The organism is Streptomyces sp. HPF1205, from assembly GCF_020400825.1.
Taxonomy (GTDB): Bacteria; Actinomycetota; Actinomycetes; order Streptomycetales; family Streptomycetaceae; genus Actinacidiphila.
Genome location: NZ_JAINVH010000013.1, coordinates 83,386 through 101,398 on the forward strand (window position 1 = coordinate 83,386; position 18,013 = coordinate 101,398).

At 72.0% G+C, this 18,013-nt stretch carries 17 protein-coding genes; 6 read left to right on the forward strand and 11 right to left on the reverse strand.

What is annotated here, in order from left to right:
* Positions 1 to 116: 116 nt before the first annotated feature.
* The 5 genes from K7G61_RS16920 to K7G61_RS16940 all read right to left on the reverse strand — a co-directional run bounded on the left by K7G61_RS16920 (position 117) and on the right by K7G61_RS16940 (position 7,608).
* A complete protein-coding gene (locus K7G61_RS16920; RefSeq protein WP_225847697.1) occupies positions 117 to 2,606 on the reverse strand; it encodes a SpoIIE family protein phosphatase in 2,490 nt (829 codons plus the stop codon).
* Positions 2,607 to 2,673: 67 nt separating this feature from the next.
* Positions 2,674 to 3,357: a class I SAM-dependent methyltransferase gene (locus tag K7G61_RS16925; RefSeq protein WP_225847789.1), complete on the reverse strand. Its 684-nt coding sequence runs from the start codon at positions 3,355 to 3,357 to the stop codon at positions 2,674 to 2,676.
* 209 nt (positions 3,358 to 3,566) lie between these two features.
* On the reverse strand, positions 3,567 to 4,334 hold the full coding sequence (locus K7G61_RS16930; RefSeq protein ID WP_225847698.1) for a DUF402 domain-containing protein: 768 nt from the start codon (positions 4,332 to 4,334) through the stop codon (positions 3,567 to 3,569).
* 23 nt (positions 4,335 to 4,357) lie between these two features.
* Positions 4,358 to 5,824 carry an aspartate ammonia-lyase gene (locus tag K7G61_RS16935; protein WP_225847700.1) on the reverse strand — a complete coding sequence of 489 codons (1,467 nt, stop codon included), beginning with the start codon at positions 5,822 to 5,824 and terminating at the stop codon, positions 4,358 to 4,360.
* A gap of 128 nt (positions 5,825 to 5,952) precedes the next feature.
* Positions 5,953 to 7,608, reverse strand: a complete 1,656-nt coding sequence (locus K7G61_RS16940; protein WP_225847701.1) for a fumarate hydratase — start codon at positions 7,606 to 7,608, stop codon at positions 5,953 to 5,955.
* Positions 7,609 to 7,818: 210 nt separating this feature from the next.
* Between K7G61_RS16940 and K7G61_RS16945 the strand changes: the two genes are divergently transcribed.
* Both K7G61_RS16945 and K7G61_RS16950 read left to right on the forward strand, forming a co-directional pair.
* Positions 7,819 to 8,568, forward strand: coding sequence for a DUF1707 domain-containing protein (locus K7G61_RS16945; RefSeq protein ID WP_225847702.1), 750 nt, complete (start codon positions 7,819 to 7,821; stop codon positions 8,566 to 8,568).
* Between the two features lie 381 nt (positions 8,569 to 8,949).
* Positions 8,950 to 9,279, forward strand: a complete 330-nt coding sequence (locus K7G61_RS16950) for a WhiB family transcriptional regulator (protein ID WP_225847790.1) — start codon at positions 8,950 to 8,952, stop codon at positions 9,277 to 9,279.
* 140 nt (positions 9,280 to 9,419) lie between these two features.
* Here K7G61_RS16950 and glpX read toward each other — a convergent pair whose 3' ends face one another.
* Complete coding sequence (glpX, locus tag K7G61_RS16955) at positions 9,420 to 10,454, reverse strand: class II fructose-bisphosphatase (RefSeq protein ID WP_225847704.1); 1,035 nt, start codon at positions 10,452 to 10,454, stop codon at positions 9,420 to 9,422.
* Between the two features lie 230 nt (positions 10,455 to 10,684).
* Between glpX and K7G61_RS16960 the strand changes: the two genes are divergently transcribed.
* On the forward strand, positions 10,685 to 11,227 hold the full coding sequence (locus K7G61_RS16960) for a DUF4245 domain-containing protein (RefSeq protein WP_308190645.1): 543 nt from the start codon (positions 10,685 to 10,687) through the stop codon (positions 11,225 to 11,227).
* 154 nt (positions 11,228 to 11,381) lie between these two features.
* Here the strand turns inward: K7G61_RS16960 and K7G61_RS16965 are convergent, their stop codons facing one another.
* Positions 11,382 to 11,693 carry an exodeoxyribonuclease VII small subunit gene (locus tag K7G61_RS16965; RefSeq protein WP_225847707.1) on the reverse strand — a complete coding sequence of 104 codons (312 nt, stop codon included), beginning with the start codon at positions 11,691 to 11,693 and terminating at the stop codon, positions 11,382 to 11,384.
* 9 nt (positions 11,694 to 11,702) lie between these two features.
* Positions 11,703 to 12,929 carry an exodeoxyribonuclease VII large subunit gene (gene xseA, locus K7G61_RS16970; protein ID WP_225847709.1) on the reverse strand — a complete coding sequence of 409 codons (1,227 nt, stop codon included), beginning with the start codon at positions 12,927 to 12,929 and terminating at the stop codon, positions 11,703 to 11,705.
* Positions 12,930 to 12,988: 59 nt separating this feature from the next.
* Here xseA and K7G61_RS16975 point away from each other — a divergent pair, with 59 nt between their 5' ends.
* Together K7G61_RS16975 and ppgK are read left to right on the forward strand one after the other, a co-directional pair.
* Positions 12,989 to 13,978, forward strand: a complete 990-nt coding sequence (locus tag K7G61_RS16975; RefSeq protein ID WP_225847710.1) for a 4-hydroxy-3-methylbut-2-enyl diphosphate reductase — start codon at positions 12,989 to 12,991, stop codon at positions 13,976 to 13,978.
* Positions 13,979 to 14,125: 147 nt separating this feature from the next.
* Positions 14,126 to 14,857 (forward strand): polyphosphate--glucose phosphotransferase, encoded by a 732-nt coding sequence (gene ppgK / locus K7G61_RS16980; protein WP_225847712.1) that lies wholly within the window; start codon positions 14,126 to 14,128, stop codon positions 14,855 to 14,857.
* Here ppgK and K7G61_RS16985 read toward each other — a convergent pair.
* Complete coding sequence (locus K7G61_RS16985; RefSeq protein WP_225847713.1) at positions 14,778 to 15,362, reverse strand: DUF6542 domain-containing protein; 585 nt, start codon at positions 15,360 to 15,362, stop codon at positions 14,778 to 14,780. The two genes, ppgK and K7G61_RS16985, sit on opposite strands and share 80 nt — an antisense overlap.
* 228 nt (positions 15,363 to 15,590) lie before the next feature.
* On the opposite strand from K7G61_RS16985, the gene ychF reads away from it, so the two are divergent.
* Positions 15,591 to 16,679, forward strand: a complete 1,089-nt coding sequence (ychF, locus tag K7G61_RS16990; RefSeq protein ID WP_225847714.1) for a redox-regulated ATPase YchF — start codon at positions 15,591 to 15,593, stop codon at positions 16,677 to 16,679.
* Positions 16,680 to 17,105: 426 nt separating this feature from the next.
* On the opposite strand, the gene K7G61_RS16995 is transcribed toward ychF, so the two are convergent.
* Entirely contained in the window at positions 17,106 to 17,309 is a 204-nt protein-coding gene (locus K7G61_RS16995; protein ID WP_225847715.1) for a hypothetical protein, read from the reverse strand.
* Positions 17,310 to 17,399: 90 nt separating this feature from the next.
* Positions 17,400 to 17,786, reverse strand: a complete 387-nt coding sequence (locus K7G61_RS17000; protein WP_225847716.1) for a hypothetical protein — start codon at positions 17,784 to 17,786, stop codon at positions 17,400 to 17,402.
* Positions 17,787 to 18,013 lie beyond the last annotated feature (227 nt).

Below are 18,013 nucleotides of genomic sequence, written 5' to 3' on the forward strand. Positions count from 1 at the left end.
AACAGGGGCGCGGGGCTGCATTCGATATGCGGCTGCCGCCGCGTGGGCGCGCGCAACCACAACAAACCGCAAGGTCCCGCAACAACAGGACCCACCCCCCCGGAGGGTCCCGCCCCCTACGGAAGCGGGAGCTCGAACCACACCACCTTCCCCGCCCCCAGCCGGGTGGCGCCCCAGCGCTGGGCCATGCGGTTGACGAGGTACAGCCCGCGGCCGCCCTCCTCCTCCGGTGCGGCGTGCCGCATCCTCGGCAGCAGCGGGGCGTCGTCCCCGACCTCGCAGCGCAGGACGTCGGTCCGCAGCAGCCGCAGGGTGATGGGCCGTTCGGCGTACCGTACGGCGTTGGTGACGATCTCGCTGACCAGGAGTTCGGCCGCGTCGAGCTGCTCGTGCAGGTCCCAGCGGCGCAGCGCCTGGCGGACCAGGCGGCGGGCCCGGCCGGCGGTCTGCGCCTGCGGCTCCAGGAACCAGTACGCGACGTCGCTCGGCGCGATCCCGTCGAACCGCGCCGCCAGCAGCGCGATGTCGTCGTCCCGGTCGCCCGGCCCGAGGATCTCCAGCACCTCGTCGCACAGCGGCTCCAGCGGCGGCGGGGAGACCACGCTCGCCGCGTCGTGCAGCCGCTCCCGCAGCAGCTCGATACCGCCCCACACGTCGCGGCTGCGCGACTCGACCAGGCCGTCGGTGTAGAGCAGCAGCGTCGCCCCGGTGGGCGCGGGCAGCTCGACCGCCTCGAACGGCACGCCGCCGACACCGATCGGGGCGCCCGGCGGCACCCGCAGCACCTCGGCCAGCCCGTCCGCGTGCAGCAGCACCGGCGGCGGGTGACCGGCGTTGGCCACCACCAGCCGGTGCGCGATCGGGTCGTACACCGCGTACACGCACGTCGCCATGCGGTCCTGGCCGAGTCGCTGGGCCTGCTCGTCGAGGTGGTAGAGCACCTCCTGCGGCGCCAGGTCGAGGCCGGCCAGCGTCTGGACGGTGGTACGCAGCTGGCCCATGATCGCCGCGGACGTCATGGAGTGGCCCATCACGTCGCCGACCACGAGCGCCACCCGGCTGCCGGGCAGCGGGATCGCGTCGTACCAGTCGCCGCCCACCCGGGCCGACTCGGCGGCCGGCAGGTAGCGGCTGGCCAGTCGCACACCGGTGGGCTGCGGCAGCGAGTCCGGCAGCATCTCGCGCTGCAGGGCGTCGGCGATGTACGCCTCGCGCCCGTACAGCACGGCCTTGTCCACGCCCAGCGCCGTGTGGGTGGCGAGCTGGGCGGCGACCAGCAGGTCGTCGCTCTCGAACGGCGGGCGGTCGGTGCGCCGCAGCAGTACGGCGGCCCCGATCACCCGGCGCCTGCCGCGCAGCGGGGCCAGCAGCGCCCGGCGGCCGGTCGGCAGCGCGGACTCCGGGTGGCCCAGCAGCTCGGACAGGGCGCCGGCCGCCCGCACCGAGTCGGCGAACACCGGCCGCACCCCGCGCAGCACCTCGGCCAGCGGGCCGTCGAGCAGCACCGCGATGGTCTCCGAGCCGTAGCCCGCCTCCAGCGCCGGCAGCAGCGGGTTGGCCCCCACCGGGGCGTCCTCGGGCTGGTCGCCGGGGTCGTCGAGGCCGCCGTCCGCGCGGCGCAGCCGCAACCGGAGCGGCCCGGACGGGCGTTCGTCGCCGACCGGCAGCGGGTCGCGCAGGTAGACCAGGATCGCGTCGGCGAACGCGGGCACGGCCGAGCGGCACAGGCCCAGCAGGATCTCGTCCAGGTCCAGGCCGCGGGCGATGCGCCGGGTCGCGGCGCCCACGTAGCGCAGCCGGTCCGCCTCGGGACCGGTCTGCACGGGCATCGGGATCCGCAGCCCGGTGGAGTCCTCGTCCCCCGGGTGGCCGGGCACCACGGGCGGGGTGCCCCGCGGCGGCGTGCTCACGAACGACGCCAAGGTCTCGCTCCCCTCTCCTGGAGCCCAGCCGCTTCCGTGCGCCGGGACCGACGGCAGCGGCGGCCCCAGGTCGTACGGCGACGGAACGTCGTACGGCGGCTGGACCACGGGCGCGGCCGGCGGCTCGGGGTAGGGCTGGTCGGTGCGGTAGGGCTGATCCGGGTACGGCTGGTCGGTGCGGTAGGACTGGTCGCTCCCGTAGGGCCGTTCGGAGTACGGCCGGTCCGGGTACGGCCCGTCGGGGTAGGGCTGATCGGTGTACGGCGGCTCGGGGTAGGGCTGGTCGGTGCGGTACGGCTGCGGCGCGCCCGCCCGGCTGCCCGGTTCCTGCTGGGCCGCGCGGGTGACACCGTCATGTGTGTGCGCTCCACCGTACGCCCCCTGTTCACCCTCGTACGCCCCTTCCCCGCGACCGCCCGGTTGTTCGTGCGAGCGGGCCCGCCCGCCCTGGGCGGAGCGCTGGGCCTCGTGGGTCCTGTGGGCGTCGTCCTCGCCCGCGGCGGGGGCGGAGGGGCAGCCCGGTCCGGGATCCTCGGCGGCGTCTGCGGGCGGGTCCCCGGGCAGGTCCGCGCGCGGCTCCTGCGGCGGCTCGGGGGGGCCGTCGGGGGGCACGGCGAAACCGCCGCGCGGGTCCGGGGCCGGCGCGGCAGGCGGGCGGGTCGGTGGTGGCGGATCGCTGGTCACGCGCGTCGTTCCATCCGTCGGTGCGCCCTCGCCCGGTAACGTGCGGCGGCGCTCGGGCCTGGTCAGGTCAGGCACGTCGGCAGTAGAGGAAGATCTGCTCCTCCGGCGGCACGTCGGTGCTCGCCGGCGCGTAGGCGTACGAATCCTCCTTGATCACGTCGAAACCCGCGTCCGCCACCACATGGTGCAGTTCGTCCCGTAGATAACCCGATACCCGGATCGTGTTACCGAGGAACGGGATCGCCACATCATCCACATCCGCCTCGACCATTGACAGCGCCATCAGCCCGGCCGGTTTGAGCAGGTCCCTGATCGCCCCGAGGGCGTAGGGGATCTCCGGCCGCGGCAGCATCAGTAGGGAGAAGAAGGCGGCCACGCCGTCGAAGCTCGCGGCGGCCAGCGGGCCGCCCTCGATGAGGTCGGCGATGTCGGCCTGCAGGAACGTGGCCCCGGCCACGTTCTCCCGGGCCAGGGCCAGCATTCCGGCGGACAGGTCCACGCCGGTGACGCGCAGCCCCGCGTCGGCCAGTTGCCTGGCGGTCGGCAGCCCCGTACCGCAGCCGAGGTCCAGCACGCGCGCCCCGGGGCCCAGGGACGCGGCCAGCCAGGCACCCGCCGCGATCTGGCCCTCCTTGTGCGGGAAGGCCTCGTCGTAGCGGTCGCCGATGGCGTCGAACGCCTCGGCCTGGCCGGCCCGGTCCCGTCGCGGACCATCGGCATGGGGGACCGCGCCGCGGTCGGCGCGGCGCACCCCAGCATGCTCGTAGTCGCCGGTTCCCACTGCTCAGGGCCTCCCTGACTGTTCGGCTTGGCGTGTGACGCCACGGGCAGGGCGTCGGCTGGCTGGTGACAGGGGTTTGACGTAGCGTCAAACTCTAGGCGCCCGTGGACGTTTGTGCAGTGTCGTGGGGCACGATCCTACGGTTGCCGGTCAGGGACGCAACAAGGGGCTCGGGCGTATCAGACGCCCGGCCTGTCCCAGTCGGCCGGCAGCGCCGGGACCGGCCACGAAGGGTCCGGCCGCCAGTCCTCCCAGCCGTCCCGGAACGGCGAGTCCCAGGACCTGATCGCCGCCGCCGCCCGCTGCCCGGCCACGCGGACCCGGGCGGCCAGGTCCGCGGACATCAGCCCGTCGGCCTGGGCCTGAGCGAACTCGTCCTCGTCGCGCCAGTGCCACCGCCGGTCCGGCCGGACTTCGATGTCCAGGAAGTGGTCCTCCGAGTCCACCCCGCCCGACCAGCGGCGCAGTGGCTCCTCCAGATTCACATACCAGTTCTTGAACCGCCAGCCCTGCTCCCAGAACAGCCAGACCGACCAGGGCTCACCCGGACGGGCCAGTTTGAGCACGCCGGTGCCCCACCACTGCTCCACCCGCGGCTCGCGCGGCTTGACGTACCTGCTGGCCAGCGGCTCGCGGTGGACGGGCGTGCCGTCGACGAGGACCGGCCGCACGCAGGGCGTGCCCGGGGCCATCCAGGCCGCCAGCAGCTCCGGACCGTCGCGCACCACGGTCATCGGGCGGCAGATGTGCACCTCGTCGCTGCCGTTGCCCCGGTAGCGCCACAGCACCTGGGCGCCGGGGGCCCAGTACCCGCCCGGCGGGCCGTCCTGGGGGGCGGCGCGGCCGCCGCCCGCCCGAGCGTCGTTGTCGTCGTTCGTGAGCGAGATGTCACCTGCCGGGTCGGAAGCGGTCCCGTCCGGGACCTTAGTGTCGGTATCGGCTGTCATGAACAGAGCTTATGAGCCGTGTGTTACGGGTGGGTCATACGCAGCACGTCCAGCGCCTCGTCGAGCTGGCTCTCGGTCAGCAGGCCGCGTTCCACGTAACCGCCCTCGATCACCGCCTGCCGGATGGTCTTCCGCTCGGCCAGCGCCTTCTTGGCGACCTTCGCCGCCTCCTCGTACCCGATGTAGCGGTTCAGCGGGGTGACCACCGAGGGGGACGACTCGGCGTACTCCCTGGCGCGGTCGGCGTGCGCGGTGATGCCGTCCACCGTGCGGTCCGCCAGCAGCCGGCTGACGTTGGCCAGCAGCCGCACCGACTCCAGGATGTTGCGCGCGATCACCGGCAACATCACGTTGAGCTCGAAGTTGCCTGCCGCGCCCGCCGCCGCGATGGCCGCGTCGTTGCCGGTCACCTGGGCGGCCACCATCAGCACCGCCTCGGGTATCACCGGGTTGACCTTGCCCGGCATGATCGACGAGCCCGGCTGCAGGTCGGGCAGGCTGATCTCGGACAGCCCGGTACGCGGTCCCGACGCCATCCACCGCAGGTCGTTGGCGATCTTCGTCAGGCCCACGGCGATCGTCCTGAGCTGGCCGGACGTCTCCACGATCGCGTCCCGCGCGCCCTGTGCCTCGAAGTGGTTGCGCGCCTCGGTCAGCGGCAGCCCGGTGGCCCGCGCGACCTCGGCGATCACCGCCTGCGGGAACCCCTTGGGGGTGTTGATCCCCGTGCCCACCGCGGTGCCGCCCAGCGGGAGCTCGGCCAGCCGGGGCAGCGCGGCACGCAGCCTTTCCACCCCGTACCGCACCTGGGCCGCGTACCCGCCGAACTCCTGGCCCAGCGTCACGGGTGTGGCGTCCATCAGGTGGGTGCGTCCGGACTTCACCACCTCCGCGAACTCCTCCGACTTCGCCTCCAGCGATTCCGCCAGCCGGGTGAGCGCCGGGACGAGGTCGCGGGTGACGGCCGCGGTCGCCGCGATGTGGATGGAGGAGGGGAAGACGTCGTTGGACGACTGCGAGGCGTTGACGTGGTCGTTGGGGTGGACGTCGCGGCCGAGGCGCTCGGTGGCGAGAGTCGCGATCACCTCGTTGGCGTTCATGTTGGACGAGGTGCCCGAGCCGGTCTGGAAGACGTCCACCGGGAAGTGGTCGTCCCACTTTCCGGCGGCCACCTCCCCGGCCGCCTCCTGGATGGCCTCGGCCACGTCCGCGTCCAGCACCCCGAGGTCCGCGTTGACCTTCGCGGCGGCCGCCTTGACGCGGGCCAGCGCCTCGATGTGCGCGCGCTCTATGCGCTGCCCGGAGATCGGGAAGTTCTCCACCGCCCGCTGGGTCTGCGCGCGCCACTTCGCGCGGGCCGGCACCCGCACCTCGCCCATCGAGTCGTGCTCGGTCCGGAACGCGCCGGATCCGTCCGCCGGCCCGGCGCCGCTGCCGCCGCCGCTGTCCCCGCTCCCGCTGAACCCGCTGAACTCGCTGAACTCGCTCATATCTGTGAAATGGCGGGGAACCGCCCGGGTGTTCCCGTCCGCCCGTCCCCGTACGGGTGAATGGGCGAACGGGAAGACGACGGTGAGGGAGGCGAGTGGTGACGGCGGTGGCGGCGGTGGCGGCCCGCTCACGCCCCCGGGCGCACGGGGATGCTGGTGAAGGTCGGGCTCGGGGCGGGGTCCGTGAAGAAGTCGTTGCCCTTGTCGTCGACCACGATGAACGCCGGGAAGTCCTCGACCTCGATCTTCCAGACCGCTTCCATGCCGAGTTCCGGGTATTCCAGGACCTCCACCTTCTTGATGCAGTCCTGGGCGAGGCGGGCGGCCGGGCCGCCGATGGAGCCGAGGTAGAAGCCGCCGTGCGCGGCGCAGGCGTCGGTGACCTGCTTGCTGCGGTTGCCCTTGGCGAGCATCACCATGGAGCCGCCGGCCGCCTGGAACTGCTCCACATAGGCGTCCATCCGCCCCGCCGTGGTCGGCCCGAAGGACCCGGAGGCGTACCCCTCGGGCGTCTTGGCCGGCCCCGCGTAATAGACGGCGTGGTCGCGCAGGTACTCCGGCATCGGCTCGCCGGCGTCCAGCCGCTCCTTGATCTTCGCGTGGGCGATGTCGCGGGCCACCACCAGGGGGCCGGACAGCGACAGCCGGGTCTTGACCGGGTACTTGGTCAGCTCCGCCCGGATCTCCCGCATCGGCCGGTTGAGGTCGACGCGCACCACGTCGTCGTCCAGGTGCTCGTCGGTGGTCTCCGGCAGGAACCGCGCCGGATCCGTCTCCAGCTGTTCGAGGAAGACGCCCTCGGAGGTGATCTTCGCCAGCGCCTGGCGGTCGGCCGAGCAGGACACGGCGATGGCGACCGGGCAGGAGGCGCCGTGCCGGGGCAGCCGTACCACCCGTACGTCGTGGCAGAAGTACTTGCCGCCGAACTGCGCGCCGATGCCGATCTTCTGCGTCAGTTCGAAGACCTTCTGCTCCAGCTCCTTGTCGCGGAAGCCGTGCCCGGCCGCCGACCCCTCGGCCGGCAACTGGTCGAGGTAGTGCGCGGAGGCGTACTTGGCCGTCTTGAGCGCGAACTCCGCGCTGGTGCCGCCGACCACGATCGCCAGGTGGTACGGCGGGCAGGCGGCCGTACCCAGGGAGCGGATCTTCTCCTCCAGGAACCTCATCATCGAGGCCTCGTTCAGTACGGCCTTGGTCTCCTGGTACAGGAACGACTTGTTGGCGCTGCCGCCGCCCTTGGCCATGAACAGGAACTTGTACGCCCCTCCGTCCGTGGCGTACAGCTCGATCTGGGCGGGGAGGTTGGAGCCGGTGTTCTTCTCCTCCCACATGGTCAGCGGCGCCATCTGGGAGTACCGCAGGTTGAGCTTGGTGTAGGCGTCGTAGATGCCGCGCGAGAGGGCCTCCTCGTCGCCGCCGCGGGTCAGGACGTCCTGGCCGCGCTTGCCCATCACGATCGCGGTCCCGGTGTCCTGGCACATCGGCAGCACGCCGGCCGCGGCGATGTTCGCGTTCTTCAGCAGGTCCAGCGCGACGAACCGGTCGTTGGGGCTCGCCTCCGGGTCGTCCAGGATCCGGCGCAACTGGGCGAGGTGCGCGGGGCGCAGGTAGTGCGAGATGTCGTGCATCGCCTCGGCCGCGAGCAGCCGCAGCGCCTCGGGCTCCACCCGCAGGAACGTCCGCCCCCCGGCTTCGAACGTGCTCACGCCCTCGGCTGTCACCAGGCGGTACGGGGTGGGGTCCTCGCCGAGGGGAAGCAGATCCGTATAGACAAACTCGGGCATAAGGGAATCCTCACTCGGCTGCGTCGTCGCTGAAGCGCATCCAGGGTAGAACGCGCGCGTGCTCCGCCCGAGTGCGGTACGGCTGTGAGGTACGGCTCACCGGCGGGCCGCCGGGGCCGGTCGTCCGCGGGCCGGGTGCTTCGTCGGTGCCTACCCTTAGGGGAATCCTCGGGGTAGTCGCGATCTATCGCGTCTGTGTACGGTGGTCGCGTGGACGAATCGCAGCTCCAGAAGCGCCCGCAGCCCACCGCCGAGGCGGAACAGGCCGAGCCCGCGCGGGCTTCCGAGTCGGCCGCGGCCCAGGGCGCGAGCACGCCCGCGCGGACCTCGGCGCCCGCTTCGGACGCGGACCTGCGCGCCTCGGACGCGGACCGGGACCGTGTCGCCGACATCCTGCGCGAGGCCCTCGCCGAGGGCCGCCTCGACGCGAGCGAGCACTCCGAGCGCCTGGACAGGACGTACGCGGCCAAGACCATGGGTGAACTGGAGCCGCTCGTCAGGGACTTGCCGGTGGGCCGCGCGAGCGCCCCGGCGTCCGCGCCGGCCGCCGGACGCTCCCACGACTACGCCCTGACCGGCGAGAACCCCAACCTGGTGGGCATCATCGGCGGCGCCGAGCGCAAAGGCCGCTGGCGGGTGGGCAGCAAGATCAACGCGGTCGCCATCGTCGGCGGCGTCGAGATCGACCTGACCGAGGCGACCTTCACCTCGCCCGAACTGGTCATCCACTGCACCTGCATCATGGGCGGCGTCAGCATCAAGCTGCCGGAGAACGTGACGCTGCGCGGCGGCGGCGTGGTCGGCATCATGGGCGGCTCCGACATCAAGGCGTTCGAGGCCGACGATCCCTCCGCCCCTGTCGTCCGCGTCGACGGGTTCGCCTTCTGGGGCGGCGTGGAGGCCAAGGCCAAGCGCGGCAAGAAGGTCAAGGACTGGTCGAAGAAGGGCGTCGAGGGCTGATTCCGCGCCCAAGGCGGCGCCCGCACCCGGCCCGGAGCCCGGCCCGCGCCCTGCCCGGACACCGTACGGACCCCACCCGACGGCAGGCCGAAAGTCCGGTACGGACCACTGGCCGCGAGCCAGTGGTCACCGCATGGTGCGTGTGTACGCCACCTGTGCTTCGCAATCACGCCATTCGCAGGTCACAAGGGGTGCGGCCCGGCCACCAGCGGCGAATACCGTGCGCATGAAGTCGCGCACAGCGGGTAGGGGATGGAGCACGCCGCCGCACGGCTGCCCCGGCACCTCCCGCCCGGACGCACGCCGGACGGCGACGGGCAAGCGTGGCAACCGCCGAGCCGTCGTCAGGAGTTTCCCGTGCTTCAACCGATCGAGCCCGTCATGGACCCCGCCCTGCCGCCGGGCCATCCCCGGGACCTGGGAGGTCCTTGGCACTCGGAGGCCGCCTGCCGCAGCGACGAAGCGGGGCTGTTCTTCGCCCCGTCCAAGGAACCCACAGCGGCTCGTCTTTCCCGGGAGGAAGCGGCCAAACGGGTTTGCGGCCGATGCCCGGTGATGCTGGAGTGCCGCGAACACGCCCTGCTGCAGCCGGAGCCGTACGGTGTGTGGGGCGGCATGACCGCCGCCGAGCGGCGGGTGGTGCTCGCCCGCCGGCGCCGCCGCGAGGTCGAACTGCAGCGCCCCGCGGCCCAGATAGCCGCCGCCGGCTGAGCGCGTCGCGGCCTCCCGGCCCGCCGGCCGTACCCCGTGGTGACGGGGCCCGGGGAACGGCATCGGCCGGGACCGGGAGACCGCCGCGCACAGCCGTGCACGCGGCGGCCTGCCACCCGCGCGTGCACGTGCGGCTCCCGTCAGTGGGAGCCCCGGTCGAAGTCGATCGAGCTGTACGCGCGCAGCTTCGACAGCTGGTGCACCGAGTCGATCTGCCGGATCGTGCCGGACTTCGAGCGCATCACCAGCGACGAGGTCGTCGCGGTCTCCGCGCGGTAGCGCACCCCGCGCAGCAGCTCGCCGTCCGTGATGCCGGTCGCCACGAAGAACACGTTCTCGCCGCTGACCAGGTCGCCGGTCTGCAGCACCCGCTCCAGGTCGTGACCGGCGTCCAGCGCCCGGCGCCGCTCGTCCTCGTCCTTCGGCCACAGCTTGCCCTGGATCGTGCCGCCCAGGCACGCGATGGCGCAGGCCGCGATGATGCCCTCCGGCGTGCCGCCGATGCCCATCAGCATGTCCACCCCGGTGCTCTCCCGGGCCGCCATGATCGCGCCCGCCACGTCACCGTCCGAGATGAACTTGATGCGCGCGCCGGTCTCCCGGATCTCGCGCACCAGCCGGTCGTGGCGCGGCCGGTCCAGCACCACCACCGTGACGTCCTCCGGCGCGCTGCCCTTGGCCTTGGCCACCCGGCGGATGTTGACGTCGGTGGGCGCGTCGATGTCCACGTACTCCGCGGCCTCCGGGCCGACCACCAGCTTGTTCATGTAGAAGACGGCCGAGGGGTCGTACATCGTGCCGCGCTCGGCGACCGCCAGCACCGACACCGCGTTCGGCATGCCCTTGGCGGTCAGCGTGGTGCCGTCCACCGGGTCCACGGCGACGTCGCACTCCGCACCCGTGCCGTCGCCGACCCGCTCCCCGTTGAAGAGCATCGGCGCCTCGTCCTTCTCGCCTTCGCCGATGACGACCACCCCGTTCATCGACACGGTGTGCACAAGGGTCCGCATCGCCTTCACCGCGGCCCCGTCCGCGCCGTTCTTGTCACCGCGGCCGACCCACCGCCCGGCGGCCATGGCGGCGGCCTCCGTGACCCGGACCAGTTCCAGGGCCAGGTTGCGGTCGGGGGCCTCCGGGCTCACTTCGAGCGCGGGAGGCAAGTGCTGTTCGGTCATCACAGCGCACCTTTCTGTACGAGGACGGCCGGAAATGAGGGTGCTGTGACCCTATCGTTTAACCGCCAATATGAGCAGGGTGACTGTCACATGAGCGCACGAGTGGACGTATGCCCGCCGTCCCCCGCCGGAATCGCCCCGTCCGTGCCGGAATCGCCTCGCCGCGCCGGAATCCGCCCGGCCACCCCCCGGCTGCCGGGGCGTGCGCGCGCATGGGGGACCATAGGGGTGTGGCAGCAGACAAACGCGGCAGCAAGACGGTGCGGGACCTCCTGCTGTCGCTGGTGGTCCTCGGGGTCATGGTCTTCGTGATCTACCTGTTCATCCCGCACGACTCGCACGCGGACCCGGTCAAGGTGGTTCCGTACGGCGTCGAGCTCGGCCAGGCGCGCCGGGTCGCGCCCTACCCCGTCGCCGGCCCCGAGGGCCTGGACGCGAAGTGGCGGTCCACGTCCGTCACCTTCAGCGGGGCCGACCCGCACGCCACCACTTGGCACATCGGCTTCGTCGACCCCGAGGAGCAGTACGTGGCGGTCGAGCAGAGCAACGGCCCCGCCGACGCCTTCGTCTCCTCCGTCACCCTCTCCTCGCACCGCCAGCCGGGCGTCACCGTCGAGGCCGGCGGCCTGACCTGGGAACGCTGGACCGGGGGCCGCTACACCGCGCTGGTCAACCGCCGGCCCCACGTGACCACCGTCGTCCTGGGCACCGCCCCCGACGCCCAGCTCAAGCGGATGGCGGCGGCCCTGAAGCTGAGCGGCGGCACGACCTGACGGCGGCCCGGTAGCCCGGCGGCACGACTTGACGGCGGCCCCGGAGCCGAGCGGTCGCCGCCTGGGATGCGGCTCGCCGCCTGAGGTGCGGTCGGTCGCCGCCCGAGATGCGGCCGCCGCCTAGGGCGCGGCTCGCCGCCCGGGGTGCGGCCGGTCAGCCCTCCGCCTCGCCCCTGTCCGCCGCCTCGCGCCCGGCCTCTTCCGCGTCCACCGCCGCCTGCTCCGCGCGCGCGGCGGCGATCTCGTCGGCCTCCTCGGCGGCCAGGGCGGCGTCCAGGCGGGCACGCGCGCCCTCCAGCCAGCGGCGGCACACCCGGGCGAGCTCCTCGCCGCGCTCCCACAGCGCGAGGGACTCCTCCAAGGTGGCGCCCCCCGCCTCCAGGCGGCGCACTACGTCGATGAGTTCGTCGCGGGCCTGCTCGTAGCCCATCGTGGAGGCGCCTGCCGCCGGGTTCTGGTCTGCCATGGCCCCAGCCTAGGCGGGCGGACCGACAGGCCCGGTCACACGGACCGCGAACTCGCCCTCCGCCACCCGCGCCCGCAGCGGGTCGTCCGGCGCGACGTCCTCGGGCGCGCGCACCACCGACCCGTCCTCGCGCTGCAGCACCGCGTAACCGCGGCGCAGCGTGGCGGCGGGGGACAGGGCCACCACCCGCGCCAGGGTGTGCGCGAGGTCGGCGTCCGCCCGGTCCAGGGCGTGCTTCAGGCAGCGCCTGGCCCGGTCGACCTGGTCGTCGATCCCGTTCGCCCGCTCCTGGACCATGCGGTACGGGTCGGCCAGCGACGGGCGGCTGAGCGCGGCCCGCAGCCCCTGTTCCTCGCGCTCCAGCAGCCCGCGCATCACCCGCAGCGCCCGGTCGCGTACCGCCTCGACCCGGGCAAGTTCCTCGCGCACGTCGGGCACGACCCGCTTCGCGGCGTCCGTCGGGGTGGACGCGCGCAGGTCGGCCACCAGGTCGAGCAGCGGGGAGTCCGGCTCGTGCCCGATCGCCGACACCACCGGCGTCGTACAGTCCGCGACCGCCCTGACCAGCCGCTCGTCGGAGAACGGCAGCAGGTCCTCCACGCTGCCGCCGCCGCGCGCCACGATGATCACGTCGACCTCGGGATGCGCGTCCAGCGATCGCACCGCCTCGATCACCCGCGGCACCGCCGTCGCGCCCTGCACCGGCACGTTGCGCACCTCGAAGCGGACGGCGGGCCAGCGCAGCCGCGCGTTCTCCCGCACGTCCCGCTCCGCGGCCGAGGCGCGGCCGGTCACCAGGCCGATGAGCTGCGGCAGAAAGGGCAGGGGCCGCTTGCGGTCCAGCGCGAACAGGCCCTCGGCGGCCAGTGTCCGCTTCAACTGCTCCAGCCGGGCCAGCAGTTCGCCCACCCCCACCGGCCGGATCTCGGCCGCCCGCAGCGAGAGCTGGCCCCTGGGCGCGTACCACTCGGGCTTGGCGTGGACGACCACCCGCGCGCCCTCCCCGACCACGTCCGCGACCCGTTCGAAGACCGCGCGGAAGCACGTCACCGACAGGGAGATGTCGTGCGAGGGGTCGCGCAGGGTCAGGAACACCACGCCCGCGCCCGGCCGCCGCGAGATCTGCGTGATCTGGCCCTCGACCCAGACCGCGCCCAGCCGGTCGACCCAGCCGCCGATCAGGCGGGACACCTGACCGACCGGGAGGGGCGCGTCCGCCGAGGTGTTCAGTGCCATACCCGCACCCTAGTGCGCCCCGCCGACACACCGCCGCCCCTGTCGGCCCTGCCCGTACGATGGACCGCATGACTGCCGATACCTCCCGCCGAGTCCTCCTCGCCGCCCCCAGGGGGTACTGCGCGGGCGTGGACCGCGCCGTGATCACCGTCGAGAAGGCCCTGGAGCAGTACGGCGCGCCGGTCTACGTGCGCAAGCAGATCGTCCACAACAAGTACGTCGTGCAGACCCTGGAGAAGAAGGGCGCGATCTTCGTCGACGAGACGGAGGAGGTGCCCGAGGGCGCGATCGTGATCTTCTCCGCGCACGGGGTCGCCCCGGTCGTCCACCAGGAGGCCGCCGAGCGGCGCCTCGCGTCCATTGACGCGACCTGCCCGCTCGTCACCAAGGTGCACAAGGAAGCCGTCCGCTTCGCCAACGACGACTACGACATCCTCCTCATCGGCCACGAGGGCCACGAGGAGGTCATCGGCACCATGGGCGAGGCCCCGGAGCGCATCCACCTCGTCGACGGTCCCGCCGACGTGGCGAACGTCGAGGTCAAGGACGAGTCCAAGGTCGTCTGGCTGTCCCAGACCACCTTGTCGGTGGACGAGACCATGGAGACGGTCGACGCCCTGAAGACCCGCTTCCCGGGTCTGGTCTCGCCGCCCAGCGACGACATCTGCTACGCGACGCAGAACCGTCAGGTCGCCGTCAAGCAGATCGCCGCCGACGCCGACCTGGTCATCGTCGTCGGCTCCAGGAACTCCTCGAACTCCATCCGGCTGGTGGAGGTCGCCCTCCAGGCGGGCGCCGGCGCCTCGTACCTGGTGGACTTCGCCGAGGAGTGCCAGGACGCCTGGCTGGAAGGCGTCACCACGGTCGGCGTCACCTCGGGCGCCTCGGTCCCGGAGGTCCTGGTCGAGGGCGTGCTGGAGTGGCTGGCCGCGCGCGGCTTCGCGGACGTGGAGGTCGTGCGCTCCGCCCAGGAGTCGATCCAGTTCTCGCTCCCCAAGGAATTGCGGCGCGACCTGCGTGCGGAGGTCGCCGCCGGGGAATCGCGCTAAGAGGGATACTTTTCGGTCACCGGGGCCCGGGGCGGCCGGGCGGATCCGCCCTCGCCGGGCCGTACGGCGGGGGTGTCCCCGCCGAGCCGCTCCCCGGAGACGGCTCCCGGAAGCGTTGCCCGATCTGTTCGGTCTGGAGGCCAAGGCGTGTTCGGTGTGGACATCGGCGGTACGGGCATCAAGGGTGCCCCGGTCGACCTCGACAGGGGAGACCTCGCCGAGGAGCGGTACAAGGTGCCCACCCCGCACCCGGCGACCCCGGAGTCGGTGGTCGAGGGCGTGCACGAGGTCGTCTCGAAGTTCGGCTGGACGGGGCCGCTGGGGGTCACCTTCCCCGGCGTCGTGGTCGACGGCGTCACCCGTACCGCCGCCAACGTCGACCCCGGCTGGATCGGGCTGGACGCCCGCCGGTTGATCAGCGACCGGCTCGGCCTGCCCGTGGTGCTGCTCAACGACGCGGACGCCGCCGGGGTCGCCGAGATGACCTTCGGGGCGGGCCGCGGCCGCGGCGGCACCACGATCGTCCTGACGCTCGGCACCGGCATAGGGAGCGCGATCTTCGTCGACGGCCGGCTCGTGCCCAACACCGAACTCGGCCACCTGGAGCTGCACGGCCACGACGCGGAGAAGCGGGCCTCGGGCAAGGCCCGCGAGGACGAGGACCTCAGCTGGGAGCACTGGGCGCGCCGACTGAAGAAGTACCTGGCCCACGTGGAGATGCTGTTCTCGCCCGACCTGTTCGTCATCGGCGGCGGCATCAGCCGCAAGTCGCAGAAGTTCCTGCCGCTGATAGAGGGGATCAGCGCGGAGATCGTCCCCGCGGAGCTGCAGAACAACGCCGGGATCGTCGGCGCCGCCATGGCCGCAGCAAAGCTCTGACCGACACGATCAGCGCCGCCAGCGCCGTACCGGTGTAGAGCCAGCCGGTCATCAGGGCCAGCCCGGTGAACACCCCGATCAGGTGCCCGACCAGCCCCCCGCCGCCGTCGTCTGCGCTCAGCGCGATCCCCACCGCGAAGGCGATCGGCGCCGCCACCGGCGCCGCCACCAGGTCGTACGGGCGCACGTACACCGCGCCCGCGACGCTGACCGCGACGAACACCACCCCGAACAGCACGCCCGGCCCGTCGAACAGGTAGGAGTCGGCGAGCCCGCCCAGCACGGTCACCACGGTGGTGAGCAGCCCTGTGCCGAGGCCGGTGAGGCGCGGCCGGGGCCGCTGCGCGGCACGCAGCCGGCGTACGACGGCGGCCACCGGGTTGCCGGGCGGCGGTGGCGCCGCCGCCGTGGGGCGCGCGGCGCGGTAGACCCCCGCGGCGGCTTCTCCGCCGGGCCCGGGCGCGGGGGAGGGTCCGGGCCCTGAGTGCGCGCTGTGCTGGTCCACCCACCCAACGTAGGCAGGACGGGCCCTGGCGCAGCGCGTGGACACGCGGTTTCGCCCCTTTTGGGCGGATGTTCGAGCGGATTGTACGGGGACGCGGACGCGAGTGGCGGCATACGGCCCGCGACCCTGTGGACGGGGGAGAGCCCCTGTGGACAGCGGCGCCGACGCGGGTGCCCGGCCCCGTAGACTGGACGTCCGTCCCCACAGGTCCTACGGGAAAGTCGTCACGTGTCGCTCACCATCGGAATCGTCGGGCTGCCGAACGTCGGCAAGTCGACCCTGTTCAACGCCCTGACCAAGAACGACGTGCTGGCGGCCAACTACCCGTTCGCCACCATCGAGCCCAACGTGGGCGTGGTGGGCGTGCCCGACCCGCGACTGGCGCAGCTCGCCGAGCTGTTCGGCTCCGCCCGGGTGCTGCCCGCCACCGTGGACTTCGTGGACATCGCAGGCATCGTCCGCGGCGCCTCGGAGGGTGAGGGCCTGGGCAACAAGTTCCTCGCCAACATCCGCGAGTCCGACGCGATCTGCCAGGTCATCCGCGCCTTCAAGGACGAGAACGTGGTCCATGTGGACGGCAAGGTCTCGCCCAAGGACGACATCGAGACCATCAACACCGAGCTGATCCTGGCCGACCTGCAGTCCGTGGAGAAGGCCCTGCCGCGCCTCACCAAGGAGGCCCGCCTGCAGAAGGACAAGGCGGCGGTGCTGGCCGCGGCCGAGTCCGCGCAGGCCATCCTCGCGGCCGGCGACACCCTCTTCTCGCACGGCATCACCAAGGACACCGAGCAGGGCGTCCTCCTGCACGAGCTGTTCCTGCTCACCACCAAGCCGTTCCTGTACGTCTTCAACGTCGACGAGGACGAACTGATGGACGAGGACTTCAAGAACGAGCAGCGCGCCCTGGTCGCCCCGGCGGAGGCGATCTTCCTCAACGCCAAGCTGGAGGCCGACCTGGCCGAACTCGACGACGACGAGGCCCTGGAACTCCTCCAGTCCGTCGGCCAGCAGGAACCCGGCCTGGCCACCCTCGCCCGCGTCGGCTTCGAAACGCTGGGCCTGCAGACCTACCTCACCGCCGGCCCCAAGGAGACCCGCGCCTGGACCATCAAGCGCGGCGCGACCGCCCCCGAGGCCGCGGGCGTCATCCACACCGACTTCCAGCGCGGCTTCATCAAGGCCGAGGTCATCTCCTTCCCCGACCTGATCGCCGCCGGCTCCGTCCCCGAAGCCCGCGCCCGCGGCAAGGCCCGCATGGAGGGCAAGGACTACGTGATGCAGGACGGGGACGTGGTGGAGTTCCGGTTCAACGTGTGAGTTCTTCGAACGTCGGCCCCTCTGCCTTGTAATCGTGCAGGTCGGAGGGGTTCTCGTTGTTCGGAAGTGGTGGCGTTCCGCAGGAACGTCGAGGGGATGGGTTTGGCGACTTCGCTCTCTGTTTGCGCAGTTCAGGGCGCTGTGGGCACATGGTTGAATTCGCTCGGTGCTGGATGTGTGCTGGATGGGAACGATCTTGGTGGGGACGCTCGGAGGTGTTTTGTCGTGTTGAGCCTCGTGTGGCGAGGTGAAGCCGAATCCCAGCTTGATCGGGGCGGGTGAATACCCGTCCGTTGTGGCCATCCATGATCTGGTCCCCCGAGAGGGGGATCGTGACGCCCGCGAGGTGGAGCAGAGCGGGTGTCCTGCCGGTGGCGAGGTAGCCGCGACCGGGGGGACTGGTGAGGTATTGGTCGGGTTCGAGCATCAGGTTGTGTGCGATGGCGGTGGGGCGGGCGGCGGGGTGAGGAGGATGCGGTGTCCGGTGGCGAGGACCGTGTTGATCAGGTGGGCCAGGGGGCCGGGGAATCCGGTGAGGGTGCGGGTGGCGTCGGCGGCGAGGGTGTGGCGGCCGCCCCGTTGGGATCTGCGGTGGCGCAGGGGTTGGGCTGTGTGATTCCAGCTCTCCATTCTACCGGCTCACCAGTAGGCGGTTGGCTGTCGCGCCATCGCTGCCACCGAGCCGCCGGCATGACCCGAATCGGACAGGAAGATTAAGAATCACGGCTGGAGTACGAGGCAGGGAGTTTGACCGAGAGCGGTCGCACTTCCGGTGACCACGTAGATCCTGACACCAGCAGTTACGCATCCCGGGCCCGCTTTTAGAAGGCGGGAGTTGGAATTGCTGATGTCCTGCGTCTTTGTGAAGTACTTGAGATCATCGGATTGGCGTTGTACCCACACCGTGGAGAACCCGGCGAGATAGTCGCTCGTTTTGGTATTGATGGCGAGTATGGGATCGAATTCAGCCCAGGTCCCAGCGCTATGCCGGGAGTCGATAAGGGAAACGGTACCGATCGATACTCCTTTTGCTAGGCTCTGGCTTTCCAGGCCGAGGGGCTGCTGAAGGGCCACGGGAACGATTGCCATGCCGGTTTGGTCCGCCACGCAGTCGGCTCCTTGCGGATCGGCGCCGTTCGGCACCCGGCGCCCGGCACCGACGGGTCTACCGGTGCCTGCGAGACGTTCTGTCCGCCACCAAGTGCCCGTGCACGTGCCCAAAATGATCAATGCAAGGGCTACCGCGCCGATCCGCCTCCAGTTGCGGGCTGTTGGGCGCCCGGCCCCGTTCGGTCCGTCCTCGCGCACAGATGCCCGGGACGCACCCAGACGAG

Bases quoted from the DNA above. Each gene is read 5' to 3' on its own strand.
- K7G61_RS16930 (WP_225847698.1), bottom strand. From the start codon at position 4,334: ATGACAGCCGATACCGACACTAAGGTCCCGGACGGGACCGCTTCCGAC.
- K7G61_RS16935 (WP_225847700.1), bottom strand. From the start codon at position 5,824: ATGAGCGAGTTCAGCGAGTTCAGCGGGTTCAGCGGGAGCGGGGACAGC.
- K7G61_RS16940 (WP_225847701.1), bottom strand. From the start codon at position 7,608: ATGCCCGAGTTTGTCTATACGGATCTGCTTCCCCTCGGCGAGGACCCC.
- K7G61_RS16950 (WP_225847790.1), top strand. From the start codon at position 8,950: ATGGACCCCGCCCTGCCGCCGGGCCATCCCCGGGACCTGGGAGGTCCT.
- glpX (WP_225847704.1), bottom strand. From the start codon at position 10,454: ATGACCGAACAGCACTTGCCTCCCGCGCTCGAAGTGAGCCCGGAGGCC.
- K7G61_RS16965 (WP_225847707.1), bottom strand. From the start codon at position 11,693: ATGGCAGACCAGAACCCGGCGGCAGGCGCCTCCACGATGGGCTACGAG.
- xseA (WP_225847709.1), bottom strand. From the start codon at position 12,929: ATGGCACTGAACACCTCGGCGGACGCGCCCCTCCCGGTCGGTCAGGTG.
- K7G61_RS16975 (WP_225847710.1), top strand. From the start codon at position 12,989: ATGGACCGCATGACTGCCGATACCTCCCGCCGAGTCCTCCTCGCCGCC.
- K7G61_RS16995 (WP_225847715.1), bottom strand. From the start codon at position 17,309: ATGGAGAGCTGGAATCACACAGCCCAACCCCTGCGCCACCGCAGATCC.